This is a genomic window from Streptomyces sp. KM273126 (genome assembly GCF_004337435.2).
GTDB classification, from domain to species: Bacteria; Actinomycetota; Actinomycetes; order Streptomycetales; family Streptomycetaceae; genus Streptomyces; species Streptomyces acidicola.
In genome coordinates this window covers 3,746,833-3,770,303 of record NZ_SJXB02000001.1, presented here as the reverse complement: position 1 = coordinate 3,770,303, position 23,471 = coordinate 3,746,833, and the positions used below count along the sequence as shown (strand labels likewise).

At 71.0% G+C, this 23,471-nt stretch carries 21 protein-coding genes; 10 read left to right on the top strand and 11 right to left on the bottom strand.

Translation table 11 applies throughout. The features are described from left to right. Positions 1–152: 152 nt before the first annotated feature. The 5 genes from fxsA to E0500_RS16325 all read right to left on the bottom strand — a co-directional run bounded on the left by fxsA (position 153) and on the right by E0500_RS16325 (position 8,252). Entirely contained in the window at positions 153–404 is a 252-nt protein-coding gene (fxsA, locus tag E0500_RS16345; RefSeq protein ID WP_399119298.1) for an FxSxx-COOH cyclophane-containing RiPP peptide, read from the bottom strand. After that, a complete protein-coding gene (locus E0500_RS16340; protein ID WP_258572797.1) occupies positions 401–3,817 on the bottom strand; it encodes an SAV_2336 N-terminal domain-related protein in 3,417 nt (1,138 codons plus the stop codon). The genes fxsA and E0500_RS16340 overlap by 4 nt, the downstream gene beginning before the upstream one ends. A gap of 358 nt (positions 3,818–4,175) precedes the next feature. Continuing rightward, a complete protein-coding gene (locus tag E0500_RS16335; protein WP_131565543.1) occupies positions 4,176–5,213 on the bottom strand; it encodes a MoxR family ATPase in 1,038 nt (345 codons plus the stop codon). A gap of 133 nt (positions 5,214–5,346) precedes the next feature. Then, on the bottom strand, positions 5,347–7,662 hold the full coding sequence (locus tag E0500_RS16330; protein WP_258572796.1) for a serine protease: 2,316 nt from the start codon (positions 7,660–7,662) through the stop codon (positions 5,347–5,349). Continuing rightward, the gene (locus tag E0500_RS16325; protein ID WP_131565545.1) at positions 7,662–8,252 is read right to left on the bottom strand and encodes a CU044_2847 family protein; all 591 of its coding nucleotides are present in this window, start codon (positions 8,250–8,252) and stop codon (positions 7,662–7,664) included. Before E0500_RS16325 ends, E0500_RS16330 begins: the two co-directional genes overlap by 1 nt. Positions 8,253–8,481: 229 nt before the next feature. Here E0500_RS16325 and E0500_RS16320 point away from each other — a divergent pair, with 229 nt between their 5' ends. The 3 genes from E0500_RS16320 to E0500_RS16310 all read left to right on the top strand — a co-directional run bounded on the left by E0500_RS16320 (position 8,482) and on the right by E0500_RS16310 (position 11,202). Further along, positions 8,482–8,664: a DUF6104 family protein gene (locus tag E0500_RS16320; protein ID WP_005312030.1), complete on the top strand. Its 183-nt coding sequence runs from the start codon at positions 8,482–8,484 to the stop codon at positions 8,662–8,664. A 371-nt stretch (positions 8,665–9,035) separates the two neighbouring features. Further along, a complete protein-coding gene (locus E0500_RS16315) occupies positions 9,036–10,064 on the top strand; it encodes a DUF4097 family beta strand repeat-containing protein (protein WP_131565547.1) in 1,029 nt (342 codons plus the stop codon). A 1-nt stretch (position 10,065) separates the two neighbouring features. Next, positions 10,066–11,202: a PadR family transcriptional regulator gene (locus E0500_RS16310; protein ID WP_131565550.1), complete on the top strand. Its 1,137-nt coding sequence runs from the start codon at positions 10,066–10,068 to the stop codon at positions 11,200–11,202. A 79-nt stretch (positions 11,203–11,281) separates the two neighbouring features. Here E0500_RS16310 and E0500_RS16305 read toward each other — a convergent pair whose 3' ends face one another. The 4 genes from E0500_RS16305 to E0500_RS16290 all read right to left on the bottom strand — a co-directional run bounded on the left by E0500_RS16305 (position 11,282) and on the right by E0500_RS16290 (position 15,008). Next, positions 11,282–11,896 carry a Clp protease N-terminal domain-containing protein gene (locus E0500_RS16305; protein ID WP_131565553.1) on the bottom strand — a complete coding sequence of 205 codons (615 nt, stop codon included), beginning with the start codon at positions 11,894–11,896 and terminating at the stop codon, positions 11,282–11,284. Further along, positions 11,896–12,105, bottom strand: coding sequence for a helix-turn-helix domain-containing protein (locus tag E0500_RS16300; protein WP_093780812.1), 210 nt, complete (start codon positions 12,103–12,105; stop codon positions 11,896–11,898). Before E0500_RS16300 ends, E0500_RS16305 begins: the two co-directional genes overlap by 1 nt. A gap of 67 nt (positions 12,106–12,172) precedes the next feature. Further along, entirely contained in the window at positions 12,173–13,138 is a 966-nt protein-coding gene (locus tag E0500_RS16295; RefSeq protein ID WP_131565555.1) for a zinc-binding dehydrogenase, read from the bottom strand. 637 nt (positions 13,139–13,775) lie between these two features. Then, the gene (locus tag E0500_RS16290; RefSeq protein WP_131565557.1) at positions 13,776–15,008 is read right to left on the bottom strand and encodes an NADP-dependent malic enzyme; all 1,233 of its coding nucleotides are present in this window, start codon (positions 15,006–15,008) and stop codon (positions 13,776–13,778) included. 639 nt (positions 15,009–15,647) lie between these two features. Between E0500_RS16290 and E0500_RS16285 the strand changes: the two genes are divergently transcribed. Genes E0500_RS16285 through E0500_RS16275 form a run of 3 tightly spaced genes read left to right on the top strand, consistent with a single transcriptional unit; the run spans position 15,648 to position 18,354 of the window. Continuing rightward, positions 15,648–16,619 carry an ABC transporter substrate-binding protein gene (locus E0500_RS16285; protein WP_131565559.1) on the top strand — a complete coding sequence of 324 codons (972 nt, stop codon included), beginning with the start codon at positions 15,648–15,650 and terminating at the stop codon, positions 16,617–16,619. Positions 16,620–16,657: 38 nt separating this feature from the next. Next, the gene (locus E0500_RS16280) at positions 16,658–17,593 is read left to right on the top strand and encodes an amino acid ABC transporter permease (protein ID WP_131565561.1); all 936 of its coding nucleotides are present in this window, start codon (positions 16,658–16,660) and stop codon (positions 17,591–17,593) included. Continuing rightward, the gene (locus E0500_RS16275; protein ID WP_131565563.1) at positions 17,590–18,354 is read left to right on the top strand and encodes an amino acid ABC transporter ATP-binding protein; all 765 of its coding nucleotides are present in this window, start codon (positions 17,590–17,592) and stop codon (positions 18,352–18,354) included. The genes E0500_RS16280 and E0500_RS16275 overlap by 4 nt, the downstream gene beginning before the upstream one ends. Positions 18,355–18,460: 106 nt before the next feature. Here E0500_RS16275 and E0500_RS16270 read toward each other — a convergent pair whose 3' ends face one another. Next, positions 18,461–19,219: a trans-aconitate 2-methyltransferase gene (locus E0500_RS16270; protein WP_131565565.1), complete on the bottom strand. Its 759-nt coding sequence runs from the start codon at positions 19,217–19,219 to the stop codon at positions 18,461–18,463. A 109-nt stretch (positions 19,220–19,328) separates the two neighbouring features. On the opposite strand from E0500_RS16270, the gene E0500_RS16265 reads away from it, so the two are divergent. Continuing rightward, a complete protein-coding gene (locus E0500_RS16265; protein ID WP_131565567.1) occupies positions 19,329–19,958 on the top strand; it encodes an ABATE domain-containing protein in 630 nt (209 codons plus the stop codon). Here the strand turns inward: E0500_RS16265 and sodX are convergent. Next, positions 19,862–20,296 carry a nickel-type superoxide dismutase maturation protease gene (gene sodX / locus E0500_RS16260; protein ID WP_131565592.1) on the bottom strand — a complete coding sequence of 145 codons (435 nt, stop codon included), beginning with the start codon at positions 20,294–20,296 and terminating at the stop codon, positions 19,862–19,864. The two genes, E0500_RS16265 and sodX, sit on opposite strands and share 97 nt — an antisense overlap. Before the next feature lie 151 nt (positions 20,297–20,447). On the opposite strand from sodX, the gene sodN reads away from it, so the two are divergent. From sodN to E0500_RS16245, 3 genes are all read left to right on the top strand, one after another. Then, positions 20,448–20,843, top strand: a complete 396-nt coding sequence (gene sodN, locus E0500_RS16255) for a superoxide dismutase, Ni (protein ID WP_020123534.1) — start codon at positions 20,448–20,450, stop codon at positions 20,841–20,843. A gap of 291 nt (positions 20,844–21,134) precedes the next feature. Next, a complete protein-coding gene (locus tag E0500_RS16250; protein WP_131565572.1) occupies positions 21,135–21,995 on the top strand; it encodes a response regulator transcription factor in 861 nt (286 codons plus the stop codon). Beyond that, the gene (locus tag E0500_RS16245) at positions 21,992–23,461 is read left to right on the top strand and encodes a HAMP domain-containing sensor histidine kinase (protein ID WP_131565575.1); all 1,470 of its coding nucleotides are present in this window, start codon (positions 21,992–21,994) and stop codon (positions 23,459–23,461) included. Before E0500_RS16250 ends, E0500_RS16245 begins: the two co-directional genes overlap by 4 nt. Positions 23,462–23,471: the final 10 nt, after the last annotated feature.

Below are 23,471 nucleotides of genomic sequence, written 5' to 3'. Positions count from 1 at the left end.
CGCACCAGCGCGCCACGGCCCCCTACCCGTGCCCGGGCGTATTCCCTGACCGGGAACCGACAAACGCCGGCCGACTCCCGGCTGGCCGGATGGGCGAATATTTCGACCTGAAGTGACGCCTTGTGAGGTGCGCGTCCCGGTCCCTCCCGCCTTCAGAACGCGTTGTTGAACCCCCACAGCATCTCGCTCGGCCGCGCCGCCCGCTCCCGCAGATCCTCCAGCACCTCACGCAGCACCGGATGCTGGATCGTCCTCAGCTCCGCCAGGTCCAGCTCCAGCAGGTCCGGGAGCGGAGCCTGCGGCCGGCCCGGGTCCGTGGCCTCGGCGGACAGCTGCTCCTCCGGCTCAGGTGCGGGCTCGTCCCGTACGTCCATCCTCAGCCCCTCTTCCCTCTCCCCCGTCACTCCAGCTCCGCCAGCCGCTGTGCCGTCTGCCGTGCCGTCGGCTCGCTGGTGCTCACCATGTCGTCCGGCAGTCGCGCCCACTCCGCACGGGCGGACCGATAGGCATCCCTGGCCGCGCGTGGGCGGGCGGCCGCCTCGAAGGACATACCCCGCCAGTGGTGTGCCTGCGCACCCAGCTCCACGGCTTCCTGGCGCCGCCGGTCGATCTCGGCCATCTCCTCCGCCTCACGGGCCGACTCCGCGGCGCTGCGGAACGCGTCCACCGCCTCGTCGAGGCGGGCCGGACGGTCCAGGCTCTGGTACGCCTCGAACTGGGCCTGGCCCAGTTCGAGCCAGCAGCGGGCCGCCAGTAGCGCATCGGCCGCGTCGGCCGCCGCGAGCCCGAAGAGGTACTCGGCCTCGCGCAGGTCGACACGGTCGCCCCGGCCGCGGTACCGGAGCATCAGGGCGCGGCCGAGCTGGAGGATGCGGTGGGCCAGCCGGTCACTGCCCACCGGGGTCTCCGTGCGGCAGTCGCGCAGGACGCGGATCGCGCGGGACAGGTGGTCCTGGGAGCGGGCGCCGGTCTCCAGCTGCGCCCGGCGCAGCAGCACGTCGCCCCATTCGGCGAGCACATCGGCGTGGGCGGGGGCGTCCCGTGGCATGCGGTGGGCGGCATCGCCGAAGCGGGCGGCCGCGTCCTGGAGTTCGAGCGGGTCGCCCGAGTCGGCGTACCGGGCCACGTGGATGCGCCCGGCGCGCACCAGGAGCGCGGCGCGCAGGCCCTGTTCACGGGTGACGGCGAGCGCCTCGTCGACGCGGGACGCGACGTCGTCCAGATCGCCGCCCGCCCTGAGGAGCGCGTCGACCAGGTCGAGGAGGATACGGACGCGTTCGCGTGCCGTCTCCGGGGCGGCCGTTCCGTCCTCCGGGGCGGCCTCCAGCGCCGCGCGCAGCGACTGGGCGCTCTGTTCCGCGTACCCGCGGGCCTGCTCGGGGTCGGTCGTGGCGCCGGACAGGCGGAGCAGGATCCGGCCGTGGGCGAGCGGGAGCTCGGGCGGACGCTCACCGCGGTCGGGCCAGGCGTCGGCGAACGCCTCCAGCATGCCGACCGCGCTCTGGAGCAGCGCGCTGTCCCCGCCGAGGCACGCCTGGGTCTCCAGGGCGCCGACTCGTTCGAGGGTGAGCCGCAGCGCCTCCTTGTCGTCGTCCAGGTGGGGATCGGCGCAGGCCACCGCGTACTCCCGGTCGGCGCGCCGCAGCAGGTCGAGCGCGCCCCGCCGGTCGCCGTGGCGCCTGCGGTCGGCGGCGGCCGAGCGCAGCACCCTGGCCAGGACGGCTCGTTCGCGTACGGCGCCGGGGTGCGCCACGGCCCGTTCGGCCGCCGACTCCGCCTCACGCAGCAGGTCGGTGCCGCCCTGCACCTCCCACAGCCGCAGCAGGCAGTGGGCGTACTCGGCCCACAGTTCGGGGTCCCGGTCCGTGGGCTGCTCATGTTCGGTGGCGCCGCGCAGGAACTGCACCGCGTCGATCAGGTCCTGCACCATGCCCTCGCGGTCGAAGCGGGAGAGCAGGTCGCGGGCCCGGTTCACCGCCTGGTGCGTGGGCCGCTCCTCGGCCGGTCCGGTGCGCTCCCGGCTGCCGTACAGGGCCAGCTGCCGGGGCAACGGCATGAAGCGCTCCAGGACTCGCGCGGCCACCTCCGCGAAGGGCTGAGGGACCAGGTTCGCCGCGCCGTTGAACCCGTTCTCGCCGGTCCCGCCGGGGTAGCCGGCTCCGGGCCCGTACGGGCGTCCGGCGGCCTCGCTCCGGTCGCCGCCGCCGTCGCCGCCGCCGAGCTGGGCGAGGGCGAGGGCCGGGAAGTTGGGCCCGCCCTTGCCGAAGCGCTGTTCGATGTACTCCGAGCAGTGCTTGAGGACCAGCATGGCCTCGTCCCGGCCCAACGGGGACAGCAGCGACTCCTGCACGCCCGGCGCGAACTCGTACCACTGGGCGCCGTCCGTGCCGTACTCCTGCCTGGCGCGGGTGAGCAGGCCGCTGAGCAGGACCTCTGCGAGTTCGGACGGGCCGGAGCCGGGCAGCATCGTGCGTTGCACGAGCTGCATCACCGGCAGGCAGAGCGGGGCAGCCGCCAGGTAGACGGCGAGGCGGCCCGCGGCCGGGGAGGCGGTGGCGCGGAACCGGCTGACCAGTTCGAGCGGGGAGGGGCGGCGCCCGGCGCGCGCCGCCGGGGCGGGCGGCTGGTCCGCGCGCACCCAGCCGACCGCACCGGCCACCGGACCCGCGCCGGCCCCGGACAGCAGCCGCGCCCACGCGCCTAGCGCCACCGGCTCGGGCGGCAGCACGGGCACGGGGAGCGCGCCCTTGCGGTTCTCCGCAGTCCGTCCGGTGGCCGTGCGCACGCGCAGCGCGGCGGCACCGCCGAGCGCCTCGCCCCGGGTCAGCTCGCCGTAGGTGACGGGCAGCCGGGTGCGGTTCCACATGCGTTGCGGCAGCGGCTGGAGTACGGCGGCGGGGGCCTGCCGGGACAGCTGGTGCAGCAGCCGGTGGGCCTGGCCGCTGTGCCAGAGCGGGCCCGCGCAGTCGCTGACGAGGAGAGTGATCCGGCGTCCGGTGGGGTCGCTCAGCCGGTCCGTGGAGTGCAGTGGCGCCGCGTACGCCTCCGGGCTGCGGCTGACGGCCGGCGCGCCGTCCGGACCCTGGTGGAGATGACTGACCTGGATGTCCCAGAAGGCGCCCAACTGGCCGAACACCTGCTCCAGTTCGGCGAACATCCGGCCCCATACGCGCATCGACGACGAGGCGTCCATGACGAGTTGCAGCCGTGCGTCGGCGCGGGTCACCGCCCGGTGGACCGGCAGGATCAGCCCTCCGGCCCGCGCGCTCAGCTCGGCCGTGGCGGTCTCGTCGAGCACCTTGCGCAGGGGCGGCGCGGCACTCCGGTAACCCTGCAAGGGCCTCAGTGCGCGCTGGAGTTCGAGTGTGGCGGGGAAGGCGGGGGCCGCCGGCACCCCCACCGGCAGCGCCGTCGCCCGGCCCGACCCGCCGGTACGGGTCGCACCGTGCTGCGGCACCGGGTCCGCCATGAACAGCGCCACGCGCCGGTCACCCTCACCGTCGTACGGCTGGGGCCGCACGGGCGCGGGAGGGGGCGGGATGTCCGGTTCACCGGAGGTCGTGACGGGGCCGCCGGGCGTCGGCGTACCGCGCGACACGGGCCCCACGCCCGGGTGGGCGGGCGGCTCGGTCTGCTCGTGGCTGTTCGCAGGCCGCGTCCAGCGGGCGAGCCACACGGCGTCGCACAGCGCCTCGGCGTCGGGGTCGAGGCCGATCTCCCTGAGTCGGGCGATGAGTTCGGCGATCGGGTCGCCGCCGGGCGTGGCGGATGCTCCGCCGTTCCCGGGCACGTCGGACGCTCCGTCGTCCCCAGGCATGACGGATGCTCCATCGCTACCGGGCACGTCGGACGCTCCGCCGTTCCCGGGCACATCGGACGCTCCATCGCCCCCGGACACATCGGACGCTCCACCGCCCCCAGGCACGACGGACGCTCCATCGCCCCCGGACACATCGGACGCTCCACCGCCCCCAGGCACGACGGACGCTCCATCGCCCCCGGACACATCGGACGCTCCACCGCCCCCAGGCACGACGGACGCTCCATCGCCCCCGGGGATGGCGGACGGTCCATCGCCTACAGGCATGACGGAGTGTCCGGCGTCGGGGCCCTCGCCGGGTGTCCCGGCGGAGGAACCCGGGCCGTGGGGCGCCGCAGCGTCGGGCATCAGCGCCTCACCTCGGGCGGTCGAGTCGCTGGATGAGCAGGTCGGCGAGTCGGTCGCGGCTGGTCGGGGCGGCCGCGTCGGTGAGGTAGATCGCGTTCAGCAGCTGGTCGGTGGCGAGGAGTTCGCTGCGGGAACGTTCCAGGAAATGGGCGATCAGATCGTCGCCGCGGCGTGCGGCCTCGTCGCCCAGGTGGGCGCGTACGAAGGTGGCGAGCCGTTTGTGGTCCGGCCGGCCGAGCTCCAGGTGGATGCAGCGGCGCATCAGGGGGGCCGGGAAGTCGCGCTCCCCGTTGCTGGTGAGGACCACGAAGGGGAAGGCGCGGCAGCGCACCCGGCCGTCGCGCACCCGCACCTTGGCGCCGTCGGCGGTGAGCACCTCGGCCTCCCCGTCCGGCAGCCGGTCGGCGACACGCTCCAGTTCGGGGATGGCGAACTCGCCTTCCTCCAGCACGTTGAGCAGGTCGTTCGGCAGGTCGATGTCGCTCTTGTCGAGCTCGTCGATGAGCAGTACGCGCGGTGTGTCGGACGGCAGCAGGGCGGTACCGAGGGGCCCGAGGCGGATGTAGCTGCCGATTCCCTCAACGGCTCCCGGGCTGCCGGGCGCGCTTCCGAACCCTCCCTGCGCGGCGATCTGCACGTCCTGGAGCCGGGCGATGGCGTCGTAGTGGTAGAGGCCGTCCTGAAGCGTGGAGCGGCTGACGACGGACCACTTGAGGACATTGCCCAGGCCGAGTTCGTACGCGACGGAGTGGGCCAGCGTGCTCTTGCCGGCTCCGGGGCTGCCGGTGACCAGGAGGGGGCGGCGCAGATAGAGCGCCGCATTGATCATCTCCAGTTCCTCGGCGCCGGGGCGGTGCAGTTCGGCGAGGTGCCGGTGCGCGCCGAGACGGCGGTTCTGGGAGCCGCCCGCACCGGGTCCGGCGGTCTCCCGGCTCGCGAAGTCGCGCCACGGCGGGGGTGGGGGCAGCCGGTCCATGCCCTCGTGGGGTTCCCCGGCGCCTCGGTAGATGAGCCACTCGCTGGATTCGGTCCTGGATTCGGTCATGGTCCGGTCCTCGTCGTCACTCGTCCGCCCCTGGCAGCCGTCGAACATGCGTTGCGGTCCGTAGAACGTGCATCACCGTATCGATACACAGGAAGCCTGGTAAGTGTCCGGCGGACTCCGGGACTTGGCCGGATCATGGGGCCTCCAGCAGGTCACCACCAGTACCGGGCAGGGGCTGGTGCGGATCGTCGTAGAGCAGCGCGATACCGTCCGCCCAGAACGTCTCCGTGCGCCCCGCGCGTACGCCGGCGCGCAGCGTGCGCACCAGCTCCGGGAGCCGGTCGGCGCCGCCCGCGACCGCGACGGTGTCGCCCGCTCTCCGGTGGAACTCACCGCACACGGCGTCCCGTCCGCCACTCCAGCGCCGCCACAGGGCCACGCCGAAGCCGCCGTGCACGATCCGGGCGAGGGCCATCGTGTCGTCCTCGAAGCGCTGGTCGCCGTGGCGGCACAGCACCGGCACGGCGCCGGGATGCAGGCCACGCAGTCGGTTCACGGTCGGTACGGGTATCCGTAATCCGTCGTCGCAGTCCAGGACTTCCGCCTTGGCGGCTTGCGCGTGCACCCAGCGCCAGCGGGACTCGCGCTCGTCGTGGGTGTGACTGGTGTGAGGGGTGTGAGGCGGGTCGTGGGGGGCAAGTGTGTCGTGCGTGACATGTGGGGCATGTGGGGCACGTGTGCGGCGCGCAGCGTATGCGTCGTGTTCGGTGTGTGTGCCAGGCGCATCACGTGGGTCGTGCGCGTCGCCTGCGCCGTAGGCCCGGTCGCGCTCGAAGGGCCAGAGCTCTCCCTCGTCGAACGGCTGCTCGCGGTCGGCACTGCGTACCACGACGGGACGGTACGTGCCCAGCGGGGGCTCGCCGGGTGCCAACTGCCAGTCGTCCACGGCGACTCCGAGCAGCGCGTGCGGCAGCGCCACCTGGAGGACGGCGGGCCGTTCGTCCTCGTCGCACTGGCGGAACGCCTCGTCCAGAGCTCCGGCGAGGTGTTCGGGGAGCCTGTCCAAGGGGGCCTGTTCGGCCTCGTCGAGGCGCTCGATCTCCCCGCCGGGGTGCATCACGGAGACCCTCCAGTCGCAGTGGTCACGCTGCCAGCCGCGCTCCAGGAGTTCGAGCAGCGCGGTCCGGCGCAGCGCACCGCCGGCGGGCGCCTCCTCGTGCTCCACGCGCGCCGGGTCGGGAACCTCCACCGGTTGCCCGGGCTGCCCGTGCCGCCGTCCTGAGGACGGCGGCCCCGGAGCCTGCGATCGCTGCTGGATCCATTCCGTCCGCAGCCGCGCGAACCTGCTCCGGTGCTTCGAGGAGAGGCCCAGCGCGGCCTGGTGCACCCATTCCCACAGGGCACGCTCGGCGTCCTGGGTACCGGGCGTGGAGAACGGGCGCTCGGCGAACAGGACCCCCACCACGTAGTCGAGGAGGAGCTTCAACGCACCGTCCTGGCGCGCATTCGCGTACAGCGCGCCGAGACCGTCACGCCAGCCGCGCGGCGCCGGTGCCGGAACCGCGGCCTCGTGGTCCGGAAGGGAGTCGAGGATGTCGAGCAGGCTGCGGGTACTGACCGGAGGCGGGAGATCCGCGAGCCGGCCGAGCAGCTCGACGCGCTCGACCGGGCTGAGAGTGCGCCCGGGGCGCGCGCGGAGCTGGCCCTGCGCGTCGGCCCAGGTGGGGCGGACGGAGTCGGCGTGCCGCTGCCTGTCCCGGTGGTAGCGGTCATGGGCGTGCAGGACCGCCTGGTACAGATCGTCGTGCTCGGCGCGCATCTCGCCCCGCGGCACGGGCAGCGTCCGTAACTGCTCGACCCCCATGGAGGTGCCCCCGCTGCCACGGTCCGACCGCGACTTCAATATGCCGACGACCTCGCCGCGCTCCGGGTCGACCACCGGTCCTCCGGAGACACCGAGGGGCAGGTCGTTGTCGCCCAGCCGCATCTGCACCCCCGCCGACGCTCCGCGCACGCCGCCGTGCACCGAGAGCGGCCCGTCCAGGAGCACCAGCTGCCCGCCCAGCACGGTCCAGCCGGCGTAGAACACCTTGCTCTCGCTGTAATAAGCGGCGGGCCGCTCGGAGAGGTACACGCACTCGTGGTCGACGGGCTCGCGGAGCCGTACGAGGGCGAGGTCCGGAGCCGGCCAGGCGCCCTGTGAGGGAAGCCCGGCGTACTCCGGGAGGGTGGCCGCCACTTCCCCGGCGACAGCGGTCGCACCGCGGCCCGGATCGGTCTCATAGACCACGGTGACCTCGCCCCCCTTCCCGCTCCTCGGCACGTGCGCGCAGGTCAGAACCCAGTTCGGCGCGACGAAGAAGCCGCTTCCGAGGAACGTCCCGGGCTCGTCGAGGGCATACCCGAACCCCGCCCGATGGATGCGCACTGTCGCGGCCATGACGAGTTCACGGAGCGCACTGTGGGCGTCACCGAACCCGTCCGATGCGCCCGGGGCGTACCCGCCCATCACGCCCCGCTCCTGGTGACCGGGTCGCCCGCGCCTCCATGCACCGAAGCGCCGGGAGACGCGCCCGCGCGCGCATCACCGGGCCGGCCCTCCTGGCCCGAGCGGGGAGCGGCTGGATCATGAGGAGACAAGCCGTGGGCAGAGGAGCCCTGAACGGACGAGCCTCGAATGGATGGGTCGTGATCGGACGAGCCGGACGCGGCTGGGGCGAGACCGGACGTGTCAGACGCGGACGAGTCCGGATCGGGCGGCCCGCCGTTCCAGGTCAGCGTGACCTTGATGCCCGCCTTGGCCTCCCCGTCCGCGAGCAGACCGACGACCTTTCCCGCCTTCGCCGTCAGCTCGATCCCGAACTCGACGCTGACCTCGTCCGGGCGGACCGCGCGCAGCGGTGCGGCCAGCGAGCGCGCGACGCTCGTGACGACCGACTGCAGGCTCTCGACCTGCGCCTCCACCCGGTCGGTGAACCCGGTGTCCGTGTACGACAACTCCCCGGACGGCACGGCCAGCTCCTCGGCCCCCGATATCCGTGCCCACACGGGCGTCCCGTCCGGCATCTCGATGCGCGCGACGCGCGTCACGTCCCCCATGGCATCCCCGTTCCCCCGTTCCCCTGAACCCCCCATGATCCCGCCTGCCCGGTGCGCAGGCTAGTGGCGTGGGGCCGGCCCGCGAGGGCCCCTCAAGCGCCCCACTGAGCCGCCTATCCTTTTCCTTGGCTTCCCTCCCAGGAAGTCCTCGCCCTTTCTTCCCGTAAGGGAAGAGTTCTTCCCGCGAGGGAGGATTCCCACCCCTCACAGAACCAACGGAGCACCATCCATGTACTTCACCGACCGCGGTATCGAGGAGCTGGAGAAGCGGCGCGGCGAGGAAGAGGTCACCTTCGAGTGGCTCGCCGAGCAACTGCGGACGTTCGTCGACCTGAACCCGGACTTCGAGGTTCCGGTGGAGCGCCTCGCGACGTGGCTGGCCCGGCTGGACGACGAGGACGACGAGGAGTAGAACGGCGCTTCCTGGGCGCCGACAGCAGGGGGCTTTGCCGTTCGCCCCCCTTAACAGGCGGTGTGGCCGCAGCGCGGGCAGCGCTGCGAGGCGCTGCCCGCGCTCACCTCAAGGAAGCCCCCGCCGGGCCGCCACGGGCGACGGGCTCACCCTCCGCCCGGCAGAGCAAGAGCGCGCCGGGAACAGAGAGGGACCGGGAGCCTCGGCCTCCGGGAGCTTGCCCTGACGCACTCCCGCATCAGGGCATTTTGCCCGCATACATCCCCACGGGATCACCGGAACGGGCGCCTTGACTTTCCGTGACCGCGATATATCGTGAATAGCGGAAGACGCGATATGGCGCGTTGCGTCCGGTCGAGGAGGTCGACACCATGCCCGAGTGGTCAGTCACCGAGCCACGGAACCTCACGTTCAACGACCCCGTGACGGCACTCCATGTGCGCATCGTCAATGGAACGGTGAACGTCGTGGGCACGGACGAGGGTTCCCCGCGCCTGGAGGTGTCCGACATCGAGGGGCCGCCTCTGACGGTGACACAGGAGGACGGCACGCTGACGGTGGCGTACGACGACCTCCCCTGGAAGGGCTTCCTGAAGTGGCTCGACCGCAAGGGATGGCGCAGAAATGCGCTGATCTCCCTGACGGTTCCGGCCCGGACACGCGTCGAGGTGGGCGTCATAGGCGCGACGGCCGTCGTCTCCGGCCTCGACGGACGTACGGAGGTAAAGGGCGTCTCGGGCGACGCGACCCTGGTCGGCCTGTCGGGCCCGGTGCGCGCAACGACAGTCTCCGGGAACGTGGAGGCCCAAGCCGTCACCGGCGACCTCCGGTTGAACTCCGTCTCCGGTGACCTCACGGTCATCGAGGGCTCCTGCCCGGCCGTGAAGGCCGACTCGGTGAGCGGCTCGATCATCCTCGACCTCGACCCCACGAGCAGCCCCACAGACGTCGGCCTCACCAGCGTCTCCGGCGAGATCGCGATCCGGCTCCCCCACCCCGCGGACGCGGAGGTCGAGGCGAACACGGCGAGCGGCACGATCGCCAACGCCTTCGACGACCTCCGGGTCAGCGGCCCCTGGGGCGCCCACAAGATCACGGGCCGTCTGGGCGAGGGCAAGGGCAAGTTGAGGGCGACCACGATCTCGGGCTCGATCGCCCTGCTCCGCAGGCCCCCGTCGGAGGACGATTCGCCGACCACCCCGACTTCTGCGACCTCCGCGAACTCCCCAACCTTCCAGGCCGCTGCGAATTCCCCGACCCCTTCACCCTCTTCAACCCCTTCGCCCCCTTCAACCCCTTCGAACTCGTCGAACCTCCCGGAACCGGAGGATCCGAAACCGGCCGGCACCGGATCCGACGAGAATGCGTCCGACGGCACGACTGACAAGAAGGTTCTCTGACATGCCCCCCGTCTTCGCTCACGGACGCCTCCGCCTCTACCTGCTGAAGCTGCTGGACGAGGCCCCGCGCCACGGCTACGAGGTGATCCGCCTCCTGGAGGAGCGCTTCCAGGGCCTCTACGCGCCTTCGGCGGGCACGGTCTACCCGCGCCTGGCCAAGCTGGAGGCCGAGGGCCTGGTCACGCACACCACCGAGGGCGGCCGCAAGGTGTACGCGATCACGGACGCGGGCCGTGCCGAACTGGCCGACCGCCGAGGCGAGTTGGCCGACCTGGAGCTGGAGATCCGCGAGTCGGTGGCGGAGCTGGCCGCGGAGATCCGTGCCGACGTCCGGGGCGCGGCCGGTGACCTGCGCCGCGAGATGCGCGCGGCGGCCTCCGAGGCACGCAAGGGCACCAGGAGCGGGGCCCGGGAGCAGGGCCCGCTCGGCGACTTCGGTGACTACACCGACAAGGAGGCCTGGCGCGCCGCGAAGGAGGAGATGCGCCGCGTCAAGCAGGAGTGGAAGGAGCAGGCCCGCCGCGCGAAGGACGAGAGCCGCCGGGCCCGCGAGGAGGCCCAGCGAGCCCGCCGCCAGGCCAAGGAGGCCCAGGAGCACGCCCATACGCAGGCGCAGGAGGAGTTCCAGCGCCTCGCCAAGCGCGTTCAGGAACAGGTCCAGGACCACTTCGCGCGGGGCGACTGGCCGACCGGGGTACGTGAGGGCCTCTCCGAACTGGCAAAGGAATTCGGCGATTTCGGAAAGGACTGGGGCAAGGACTTCGGCTTCGGCCGCCCGGGAGCGACGCCCGACAAGGGCACGGATACGGACACGGGGACGGGGACAGGCCCGGGCACGGGCACGAGGACGTCGGGGACATCCAACACCGCCACACCCTCCCCGGAGCACACGACCTCCCCGGACTACACGACCACTCCGGACGAGTTCCCCGCCGAGTACGAGCCTGTCTGGGCCCACGAGGCCTCCACGGGCAATGCCGCCCGCGACCTCGACCGACTCCTCGACCGCTTCCGTGACGGCATCCGCGACGCGGCCCGCGACCACGGCGTCACAGAGGACCAACTCCGCGAGGCCCGCCGCCACTTGTCCACGGCGGCGGCCCACATCGGAGCGACGTTGCGGACGCCCAAGGGGTGAGGTGAAGCGGGTGGCGTGCCGGGTGGTATGCGGACGGTGACGTGTTGCGGGTGCCGACGAGGCGGCGAGCGTCAGGCCCTCATCCGGCCTTCGCCTGTCCCTGGCCACCCCACAGCACACGCTCCACCGCCGCATACGTCACTCCGTGATCCGCGAGGACCTCGGCGGCGACCCCCGGGCGGGCCGTGAGGGCCAGGAGGAGGTGCTCGTCTCCGATGTGACGGTCGCGATGAGCCAGGGCGACCCGGAGGGACTGAGTGAGCAGTTCCTTGGCGCCGGAGGCGAAGGGTCGACGACCGGCCCACCGGCCACCCCTCCCCTTCTTCCCATTCCCGTTCCCGTCCTCCCTCCCGTTCTTCCTTCTGGACTCCAAAGCCCCCACCCCATGGGCCTCTTCGACGCGGGAAACGATCTCCGTCAGGTCGATACCGAGCCCGGAGAGAGCATCCGCGTCGGCGCGGGACAGGCCGCCACGGCGGCGGGCCTCGGCGAGCGCGCGCTCCACGGAGCTCCGCCGCTCGGCCAGCCCCAGGGCGTCCAGGGCGAACGCGGCGCGGCTGGCCTCCCGGTCGAGCAGCGCGAGCAGCGCGAGCAGCAGGTGCTCCTCGTCGACCATGGCCGCGCGTGACCGTTCGGCGTGGTCGACCGCGCCGAGGACGACAGCGCGGGCGTCCTTCGTGAACCGTTCGAACATCACTGCCTCCCGTACTTCTTGTGCACGGCCTGCCTGCTCACCCCGAGTTCCGCGGCGATCTCCTGCCACGACCACCCCTGATTGCGCGCACTGCGCACCTGAACCGCTTCCAGCTGCTCCAGCAGCCTCCGCAGCGCGGCGACCGCCCGCAATCCGACCCGCGGATCACGGTCACCCGCACGCGCTGCGAGATCCGTTGCTTCGGTCATAGCGTCAACCTACATTGACACCCTGACGACGTCAACCCCGGTTGACATGACACGGACCCCCGGCCCCTCAGGGGACCGTCAGTACGACCTTCCCGAACAGATCACCGGCCTCCAGCCGCTCGAACCCTTCCCGCGCACGGTCGAGCGGCAGTACCTCGTCAATCACGGGCCGCACACCGGTCGCCGCACAGAAGGACAGCAGATCCTCCAACTCGTCCTTCGTGCCCATCGTGGAGCCGACCACCTTCAGCTCCAAGAAGAAGATGCGGGTCAGTTCGGCGTGGGAGGGCCGGTCGCCGCTGGTGGCACCGGAGATGACGAGCGTGCCACCGGGCTTCAGGGACTTCACGGAGTGGGACCAGGTCGCGGCGCCCACGGTCTCGATGACGGCGTCGACGCGCTCCGGCAGCCGCGCCCCCGACTCCAGCGCCTCCACCGCGCCCAGCTCCACGGCCCGCTTGCGCTTCGACTCGTGCCGGCTGGTGGCGAACACCCGCAGGCCGGCGGCCTTGCCCAGCACGATGGCCGCAGTGGCGACACCGCCACCCGCGCCCTGGACAAGGACCGAGTCACCCGGCCGCACTCCGGCGTTCGTGAAGAGCATGCGATACGCCGTCAGCCACGCCGTGGGCAGACAGGCGGCTTCCTCGAACGACAGTTCCTTGGGCTTCGGCAGAACGTTCCACGTGGGTACGGCGACAAGTTCGGCGAACGTCCCCTGGTAGCGCTCAGTGAGGATGGAGCGGGGCTCGTCGGGTCCCACCCCATGACCGCTCTGTCCGATCACCGAGTGCAGTACGACCTCATTGCCGTCCTCGTCCACACCCGCCGCGTCACACCCGAGGATCATCGGCAGCTTGTCCTCGCCCAGCCCGACGCCCTTCAGGGACCACAGGTCATGGTGGTTCAGCGAGGCCGCCTTCACCCTCACGGTCGTCCAGCCCGGCCTCGGTTCGGGAGCCGGGCGCTCCCCCAACTCCAGCCCGTGAAGGGGCTGGTCACGGTCAATCCGAGCAGCGTAAGCAGCGAACATGGCCCCGACCCTAGGGCTCCGCCCCGACCGAGGGAACCAACCCCGCCTGTGACATGCCCCTCCGGGACACATCCGGATGCGTCCCGTCTGCCGGGTTCTTGTCGGTGAGCGGCTGCGGGTTCATCGTGGCTGGTCGCGCCCACGCGGCGGAGCCGCTAATTCAACACAGTCCCGCGCCCCTTGAAAGCACGGGCGCACCCGCCGCCACAACACACCGCGAGTTCCGTACGCATCGCCGCAACGCACCGTGCGTTCCGTACGCATCGCCGCGCCAAACACGACATGGACAGCGCCCGCACCCCCGACGCGCCCGGCAGCCGCGTACGCACGTAAGGGGGCGTGCCGGGAGGTGTCCGCCCGCAGCGGCCGGCGTCCGCCGCCGAGCACATCGCACCCCCACAGACCCGCCGGACCGAGGACGGAGACCTCCCGGCGCGCCCCCGACCCACGACGAAACCGCAGGCGCCCAAGCCACGACGGCGGGAAAGCCCCGCAACACCCGGCCTCAAATCATGCACCGGCCCAACGCATTGGGCTCCGCCCAACCGGACGGAGCCCAATCCCAAAAACGAACCCGACCCCGAACCCGCAGAACGACCCCGCAGAACGACCCCGACCCCGCGGAGCGTCCCCACGCCTAGCGGCGTGCAACCCCCTCCGCCCGAGCCGCCGCAGCAACCGCCGCGGTGACCGCCGGCGCGACCCGCTCGTCGAAGGGCGACGGGATGACGTAGTCGGGCGCGAGATCGTCACCGACGACCGAGGCCAGCGCCTCCGCCGCCGCGATCTTCATACCCTCGGTGATCCGGGAGGCCCGCACCTGCAGCGCCCCGGCGAAGATGCCGGGGAACGCCAGCACGTTGTTGATCTGGTTCGGGAAGTCGGACCGCCCGGTGGCGACCACCGCCGCGTACTTGTGGGCGACGTCCGGGTGCACCTCGGGGTTCGGGTTGGCCATGGCGAACACGAACGCCCCCTCGGCCATCGACGCCACGGCCGGCTCCGGCACCGTACCGCCGGACACCCCGATGAACACGTCCGCACCCGCCAGCGCCGCCTCCAGCGACCCCGACAGCCCGGACTTGTTCGTGATCTCCGCGAGCTCCCGCTTGACCGGAGTCAGGTCGTCCCGGTCCGAGGAGACAACGCCCTTGCGGTCCGCGACCGAGACGTCCCCGATCCCGGCCCCCAGGAGCATCTTCGCGATGGCGACCCCGGCCGCACCCGCGCCCGAGATCACAGCCCGCAGATCACCCAGCTCCCGCCCCGACAGCCGCGCGGCGTTCCGCAGGGCCGCCAGTGTCACGACCGCCGTGCCGTGCTGATCGTCGTGGAAGACCGGAATGTCCAGCCGCTCCTCCAGCCGCCGCTCGATCTCGAAGCACCGCGGCGCCGAGATGTCCTCCAGGTTCACGCCGCCGAACGAGGGAGCGAGCCGGACCACGGTCTCGACGATCTCGTCCACATCCGTGCAGTCCAGCGCGATCGGCACGGCGTCGACGCCCCCGAACTGCTTGAACAGGATCGCCTTGCCCTCCATCACGGGGAGGGAGGCCTCGGGCCCGATGTCCCCGAGCCCCAGCACGGCCGTACCGTCGGTCACCACGGCGACCACGGACGACTTCCACGTGTACTCGTGGACGAGGGCCGGCTGCTCGGCGATGGCGGTGCACACGCGGGCGACGCCGGGTGTGTAGGCGAGGGACAGGTCGTCCTTGTCACGGACCGGCACGGTGGCCTGCACGGCCATCTTGCCGCCGCGGTGCAGTGCGAAAGCGGGGTCGAAGGAATCGAGGGGCTCGCCTCCGCCTTCCTGGTCCGCACTGCCGCCGTTGCTCTCAGTAGGAGGATTCACGATCTCCGCTGCCACTTCTTTTACCCCTTAAGTCTTCTTTGCCTGAGGGTTGTCCACTCCCGGTCGGGGGGTGGGTGGGCACCACGCACGGTCCCGATGGGCCATACGCACGGACGGATGGCCGAATGGCCGATACGTACGGGCGGATGGCCGGATACGCACGGGCAATGCGTGACGGACGCGCCGCACACGCGCCCTGGGCCCCGGATGAGGGGTGTAAGGAACCTTCTTACCCGACCCACGGCTTCGGCGACGAGTCCATCACGTGTAGGTCACACACCGGAGACGTGACATACAGGTGGATTCATTCAGCCGCCGACCGCGCCCGTGACATGTCACACAGCTGCTCGCACAGCCGCCGCCGGCCGCCGCACACATACGAAGTCCGTGTCCGACCGCACCCTGAGATGCACCGAAGATCTTCCGGCCGGAGGGAGAGATTCCCGCACAGCATCCGGCCCTGGCGGACCGTCCCACGGCGGTTCGGGGGTCACCCGTTATCCGATTTTGACATATCGAGTCACCTGAGTGCCCAAGTCCGAATGGCAAGATGCCGTAATCACACGAGGTCGCCACACCCAATGACGTGTGTTGTCGTCGACCCAACGGCACAACCGTTGCATCTCTCATCCACCCCCGCCGGAGGACACCACCATGACCGCAGGCAAGACCCGTCGCACCACCGCCCTGCGCACCCGGACTACCGCGGTCGGCGCGATCGCGGTAGCGGGCGCCCTGCTGCTCACCGGCTGCGGTGACCAGACCAAGGACAACGGCAGCGGTAGCGGCAACGACTCGGACAAGACGAACACGAACTCCGCGCCCCTGGCCGACAAGCTGCCCGCGGACATCCGCAAGGCGGGTGTCATCAAGGTCGGCTCGGACATCTCGTACGCGCCGGTCGAGTTCAAGGACGACTCCGGCAAGACGGTCGGAATCGACCCCGACCTGGCCGACGCGATGGGCAAGCAGCTCGGAGTGAAGTTCGAGTTCGAGAACGGCACCTTCGACACGCTGCTCGGCGGTCTGCGCTCCAAGCGCTACGACATAGCCATGTCGGCCATGACGGACACCAAGGCCCGCCAGGAAGGTATCGACTCCGACACCGGCAAGAAGGTCGGCGAGGGCGTCGACTTCGTCGACTACTTCACCGCGGGTGTGTCGATCTACACCAAGAAGGGCGACACCCAGAACATCACGACCTGGTCCGACCTGTGCGGCAAGAAGCTGGCCGTCCAGCGCGGCACGGTCTCGCACGACCTGGCCAAGGCCGAGGCGAAGAAGTGTCCCAAGGACAAGACGATGTCCATCGAGGCCTTCGACAACGACCAGCAGGCCCAGACCCGGCTGCGCTCCGGCGGCGCGGACGCCGGATCCTCCGACTTCCCGGTCGCCGCGTACGCGGTGGCGAAATCGGGCGGCGGCAAGGACTTCGAGCTCGTCGGCGAGCAGGTCGAGGCGGCGCCGTACGGTATCGCGATCGCCAAGTCGAACACCGAGCTGCGCGACGCGGTCAAGGCGGCGCTGGACGCGGTCATCGCGAACGGCGAGTACGGCAAGATCATCGAGAAGTGGGGCGTCACGGACGGCGCGGTCAAGGAAGCCACCATCAACGGCGGCAAGTGAGCGCGTTCCCGTCATCGCGTCGCTGAAAGGCAACATCCGTGACTGACATCAAGAAGACGGACAGGCCGGCGGAGACCCCGCCGGCCGGGCCGGAGGCCATCAGGGCCGTCCCGGTCCGGCACTACGGACGGTACGTCGCCGCGGTCGTGGCCCTCGGCATCCTGGGACTGCTGATCTGGGCTTTCGCAGGCGGCGACATCAACTGGGGTGCCATCCCCGACTACTTCTTCAACGACCGCATCCTCACGGGGGTCCGCGAGACCCTGCTGCTGACGGTCCTGTCGATGCTCATCGGCATCGTCGGCGGCGTCGTCCTCGCCGTGATGCGGCTGTCGAAGAACCCGGTGACCTCGTCGATCGCCTGGTTCTACATCTGGTTCTTCCGCGGTACCCCGGTCCTGGTCCAGCTGTTCGTCTGGTTCAACCTCGGCTTCGTCTTCGAGTACATCAACCTCGGGCCGATCTACAAGGACGAGTGGTCCGACTTCATGACGCCGTTCCTGACGGCGCTGCTCGGCCTCGGCCTGAACGAGGCCGCGTACATGGCGGAGATCTGCCGCGCCGGTCTGCTGGCCGTCGACGAGGGCCAGACCGAGGCCGCGCACGCGCTCGGCATGAGCCACTCCAAGACGCTGCGCCGGATCGTCATCCCGCAGGCCATGCGTGTGATCGTGCCGCCCACGGGCAACGAGGTCATCAACATGCTGAAGACGACCTCGCTGGTGGCCGCGGTCCAGTACTACGAGCTGCTGCGGTTCGCGCAGGACATCGGCACGACGTCCGGCGCCACGGTCGAGATGCTCTTCCTGGCCGCCGCCTGGTACCTGATCCTCACGTCGATCCTGAGCGTGGGCCAGTACTACATCGAGCGGTACTACGCACGCGGCTCCAGCCGCCAGCTGCCGCCGACTCCGTGGCAGCGGGTCCGGACCCACCTCACGTCCCTCTCCAGCCGAAAGGGGGTCGCGGCATGACGACCGCCATGGTGAAGGCCGAGGCCGTCCACAAGTCGTTCGGCCATGTGCAGGTCCTCAAGGGGATCGACCTGGAGGTGAAGTCCGGCGAGGTGTTCTGCCTCATCGGACCCTCGGGCTCCGGCAAGTCGACCTTCCTGCGGTGCATCAACCACCTGGAGAAGGTCAACGCCGGCCGCCTGTACGTGGACGGGGAGCTGGTCGGCTACCGCCAGAAGGGCGACAAGCTGTACGAGCTCAAGGACAGCGAGGTCGCCCTGAAGCGCCGTGACATCGGCATGGTCTTCCAGCGCTTCAACCTGTTCCCGCACATGACGGCCCTGGAGAACGTCATCGAGGCGCCCGTCCAGGTCAAGGGCGTCAGCAAGGCCCAGGCCAGGGAGCGGGCGATGCAGCTGCTGGACCGCGTCGGCCTCGCCGACAAGGCGGGCAGCTACCCGTCCCAGCTCTCCGGCGGCCAGCAGCAGCGCGTGGCCATCGCCCGGGCGCTGGCGATGGACCCGAAGCTGATGCTCTTCGACGAGCCGACCTCGGCGCTCGACCCCGAGCTGGTCGGTGACGTGCTCGACGTCATGCGCGACCTCGCCGAGTCCGGGATGACGATGGTCGTCGTGACCCACGAGATGGGTTTCGCCCGCGAGGTCGGCGACAGCCTCGTCTTCATGGACGGCGGTGTGGTCGTCGAGTCCGGCAACCCCCGTGAGGTCCTGACGAACCCGCAGCACGAGCGCACCCAGTCGTTCCTGTCGAAGGTGCTCTGACCCGTCGAAGGTGCTCTGACGCTCCGCTGAGAGCGAGTGCGAGAAGGGCGGTACGCGTCGGCGTACCGCCCTTCTCCCATTGCGTTCTCCCGTGCCCCGGCCCGTGTCACCTGAGCGCCAGCACCAGCGCGTCCGACGGCGAACGCCACACGGGCCGAACCTCCGCGAAGCCGCTCTCCCGCAGCGTCCGCGTGTGCCACTCGACGGACGGGGTGTCACCCTCGGCGTGCTCGCCGTAGATCTCGAAGCGGCGGGCGGTGGGCTCGGCGAGGACGGGGTCCTGGGCGGCCAGCTGCCACCATTCGGACCAGTCGACCGCGCCGTTCTCCTTGGCCTGATCCATGTGGGCGTGCCGGTGTGCGCGCTCGGCCGCGTTGATCCTGGGCGTGCTCTCGTCGATCATGTGATCCGCGTTCATGAAGACACCGCCGTCGCGGACGAGCTCCGCGACCTGACCGTAGAGGGCCGCGAGGGGTTCGGTGGGCAGCCAGTGCAGGGCGGTGGCCGTCAGCACGGCGTCGAAGGTGCCGTACGGCAGCCGCGTCACCCATTCGGGGTCTTTCAGGTCGGCCGTCACGAGCGTGACCCGGTCGTCGCCGGCGAAGGTGCCCTCGGCGATGGCGAGGAGGGCCGGGTCGAGGTCGACGCCGACGCTGGTGGCCTCCGGGAACCGGGTGAGCAGCCTGGCCGTGATACTTCCCGTGCCGCAGGCGAGATCCAGAACGCGGGGTGCCGGGCCGACGAGAGCCTCGACCATGTCCAGCATCACGCGGAACCGCTCCTCACGGTCCGGCATGTACCACTCCTGCTGCCGGTCCCAGCTCTCCTGCCAGGCGTGCCAGTCGGTTCCGGTGGTGGTGGTCATGGGAGCCCCTTTCAGCACTGCGTCTCCGCCGCACGTAATACCCTGAAAGCACAGTCAGTCATTACTTCTCCGCCCGTACGACAATAGAGCGCCCCCGTAAGGACTACAAGTGGAACTGGCCTATTACTCGGATTACGCGGTCCGCCTCGTCAACACGGAGGAGCCGGTCCGGGGCACGGACACCCTGACCTCGGTGGAGGCCGTCCGCGACCTCTTCGAGGTCAACCAGTCGGCGGCCCGTCGCGCCACCGACGCCGACGTGACCCGCTTCCGCTCGGTCCGCTCCCGGCTGCGCGCGGTCTTCGAGGCGGCGGACGGCGGCGACGAGACGCTCGCCGTGGACCTGCTGAACTCACTCCTCCTGGAGTTCCCCGTGAGCCCGCAGATCTCCGGCCACGACTTCCGGGACGACGACGGACGCCCCCTGTGGCACATGCACCTGGCGGACCACCCCTCGAACGCGACCGCGGGCTACGCCGCCATCGCCGCGATGGGCCTGGCCTTCCACCTCACCGAGTACGGCGTGGACCGCCTCGGCCTGTGCGAGGCGGCACCGTGCCGCAACGCCTACCTCGACACGTCCACCAACCGCTCCCGGCGCTACTGCTCGGACCGCTGTGCGACCCGCGCCAACGTGGCCGCCTACCGGGCCCGCAAACGCCTGGAGGCGGACCGGTCGGCGAGCACCGGCCGGGCCGCGACCAGCACCCAGCGGACGAGCGCCAACAGCGAGCGCTGACCCTCGGGCCGGGGCCGGTACCGGAACCGCACCTTGCCGAGCACGAGCTCGTCGGGCACGGTCCCGTAGTCCGTGCTGTCCCCGCCGGCGTACGGGTTGTCGCCGAGCACCCACCAGCCGCCCTCGCGCCGTTCGGCGGCCCGCTTCACCACGAGCAGGTCCTGCTGGAAGGGATGCCGCAGAACGACCACGTCACCGGCCCTCAGCCGCGCTCCGTAGTGCACGACCAGCCGGTCCCCGTGCCGGAGTGTGGGCACCATCGACGGTCCCGTCACCTCGGCTCCCCCGAACGGCAGCACGGCCCTCCCCCGTTCGGTCTCCTGCGACAGCTCCGGCATCACCGGCACCTCCCCGGTCGGATCCTCCACCACTCCCAGTCCCAGTCTCACCCCGGACTTTTGTCCTAAGCCCATGGGGGCACTCGCGAAAACCCGTCTCCTACGGAGTAATGTCCCACCTGAGAAGACGATCACGAGGAAGGATTGCTCCATGCTTTCCCGCCTGTTTGCCCCCAAGGTCAAGGTCAGCGCGCACTGCGACCTGCCCTGCGGCGTGTACGACCCGGCCCAGGCCCGCATCGAGGCGGAGTCGGTGAAGGCCGTGCAGGAGAAGATGGCCGCCAACGACGACCCGCACTTCCAGGCTCGCGCGACCGTCATCAAGGAGCAGCGCGCCGAGCTCGCCAAGCACCACGTCTCCGTTCTCTGGAGCGACTACTTCAAGCCGCCGCACTTCGAGAAGTACCCGGAGCTGCACCAGCTGGTCAACGACGCCCTCAAGGCCCTCTCGGCCGCCAAGGCGTCCACCGACCCGGCCACGGGCCAGAAGGCGCTCGACTACATCGCCCAGATCGACAAGATCTTCTGGGAGACCAAGAAGGCCTGATCTTGAATCATGCCCTCTGACCTGCGATTACTTTCGTTGCAGCGTCTCCTTGCCCGCACCCGGCCCGCAGGCCGCCGAACACGGCGTTCCTGACGGTCCGGGTGCGGTCTTTTGTGCCCGGGGGACGCGCAGCCTGGTGTGCTGAACAATGTGCGTTCGCTGTGCGTACTGATGGCGAGGCGGCCTGTTCGCGGGCCTCGCCTTCGTGCCGCTGGTGGGATGATTCGGCCGCGTCGCACACCAAGGGCTCCCCTGCATCCGGTACGGCGCGGCCCCGGAGAGACGGGTCGCATGGGCGTACAGGTACTCCTCATCGAGGACGACGAGACCATCGCCGAGCCGCTGGCCGAGGGGGTGGGACGGTTCGGTGTCTCGGTGGACTGGGTGGCCACGGGAGCGGACGGCCTGAAGGGCCCGTACGGGGACGCCGTACTGCTCGATCTCGGGCTGCCGGACATGGACGGTCTCGACGTGTGCCGCGGCATCCGCCGGGTTTCGGACGTCCCGATCATCATTCTCAGTGCGCGTGGCGAGGAAACCGATCGCATTCTGGGCCTGGACATGGGGGCCGACGACTACTTGGCGAAGCCGTTCAGCGTGCGGGAGCTCGTCGCGCGCATCCGGGCCGTCTCGCGTCGGTTGCAGCGTGTGCAAAGCGCCGATACCCCGGCAGGGGGCGACGGGCCCGTTCCGACGGTCGGCTTCGGAGGGTTAGGGGCGACGGCGCAGGCCTTCTCGTTCGCGTTGCGGGCGGAACACGATCACGGAGGTGCGGCGCCCGTACCGCCCGGCGATGCCCCGCTCGGCGATGCCCCGCTCGGTTCGCTGGTCGTGGATCGCAGGACCCGCCAGGTGTGGGTGGAGGGGAACTCCGTCGCGCTGACGCCCAAGGAGTTCGACTTGCTGGCGCTGCTGTACGAGGACCCGGGCGCGGTCTACGCGCGCCGGGAGATCCTCGACCGGGTCTGGGATCCGCACTACCGGGGTCCGACCAAGACGCTGGACGCGCACGTGGCCGCTCTGCGCCGCAAGCTCGGTCACCCGGAGTGGATTCAGACACTGCGGACCGTGGGGTTCAGGCTGGCCCTCGACGGCACGGCGGGGGAAGCGGGCACCGGCCACGGCGACACCGCGGAGGGCGGCGTCCGATGACCCGCCGATTGCTGCTGGGCAATCTGAGCATCGCCGTGCTGGTGCTGCTCTGTCTGGAGATCCCGTTGGCCTTCGTCTACTCCCGGGCCGAGAAGGAACGCACCGTCACCGCCACGCATGACGAGGCCGACTCGGTGTCCGCGTTCGCCGAGTTGTCCCTGGCGGCCGGCCGGGAGAAACGGGAACTGGCCCATCGGCTCGTCGAGTGCGCGCGGCGCATCGGTGGGCAGGTGGTCGTGGTCGGCCGGTCCGGGGAGGTGATCGCCTCCTCCCATCGGATGTCCGCAGGGCAGACCGGTGGGCTGCCCGCACTTCCCGAGGTCGCCGCCGCGCTGAGCGGGCGCGGTCCCTTCCACGCGCGCACCTCCACGATCGACGGCGCGCCCCATCTGTCCGTCGCGGTCCCGGTGGGCCACGACAGCCCGCCGGCCGCCGCCGTGCACATCACCGTGCCCACCGATGCGGTCCACAGCCGGGTGAACCAGGTGTGGCTGCTGCTGGCCCTGGCCGGGCTCGCGGTGCTCGCCGCCGTCACCGGAGTGGCGTTCGCCTTCGCCCGCTGGGCCGCACGGCCCATCCGGGAACTGGAGCACGCCACCGCCGGTCTGGCCGACGGCCGGCTCGACAGCCCGGTCCTCGTGACCGCCGGGCCGCCTGAAGTACGCAGCCTGGCGGAAACGTTCAACCGGACCGCCGCCCGGCTGGAACAACTCCTGGCCTCGCAGCGCGCCTTCGCCGGTGAGGCCTCGCACCAGCTCAAGACGCCGCTCGCCGCCCTGCGGCTGCGCCTGGACAACCTGGAACCGGCGGTCGCCGTGCAGGCCCGGGGCAGCCTGAACGCCGCGCTGACCGAGACGGACCGGCTGGCCAACCTGGTGGAGGGGCTGCTGGCGATGGCCCGCCTGGAGGACAAGGCCGCCGCCGTCGAGGCGATCGACGCGGGGGCCGTCTGCGCCGAACGTCACCGCACCTGGTCCGCGCTCTTCCAGGAGCACGACGTGGACCTCGTGTTCCAGGACGGGGGAGTCGATGCGGTGCTCGCGCTGCCGGGGGCCGTCGAGCAGATCCTCGACAACCTGCTCTCCAACGCCCTGCGTGTCTCACCTCCCGGCAGTACGGTCCGCCTCGAACTGCGTCACCGTGCTCCGGGCCGACGCCGCTCGGCCGCGGGCGACCGTGGCCTCCTGGCCGAACTGCACGTCATCGACGAGGGTCCGGGTATGCCCCCGGAGCAGCGGCGCCGCGCCTTCGACCGGTTCTGGCGCGCTCCCGGCGCCCCCAAGGGCGGGACCGGTCTGGGCCTGTCCCTGGTCCAGCGGCTCGCGCAGCTCAGCGGTGGCGAAGCCGTCCTGCGAGAGGGGCCCATGGGCGGCCTCGATGCCTTCGTCCGGCTGCCGTGCCCCGGCCCCGCCTCCGGCCGGCCGTCTGCCGGCCACCGTTCGCAACGGCCGGCTTCCCGGGTCTGACGGGTTCCGC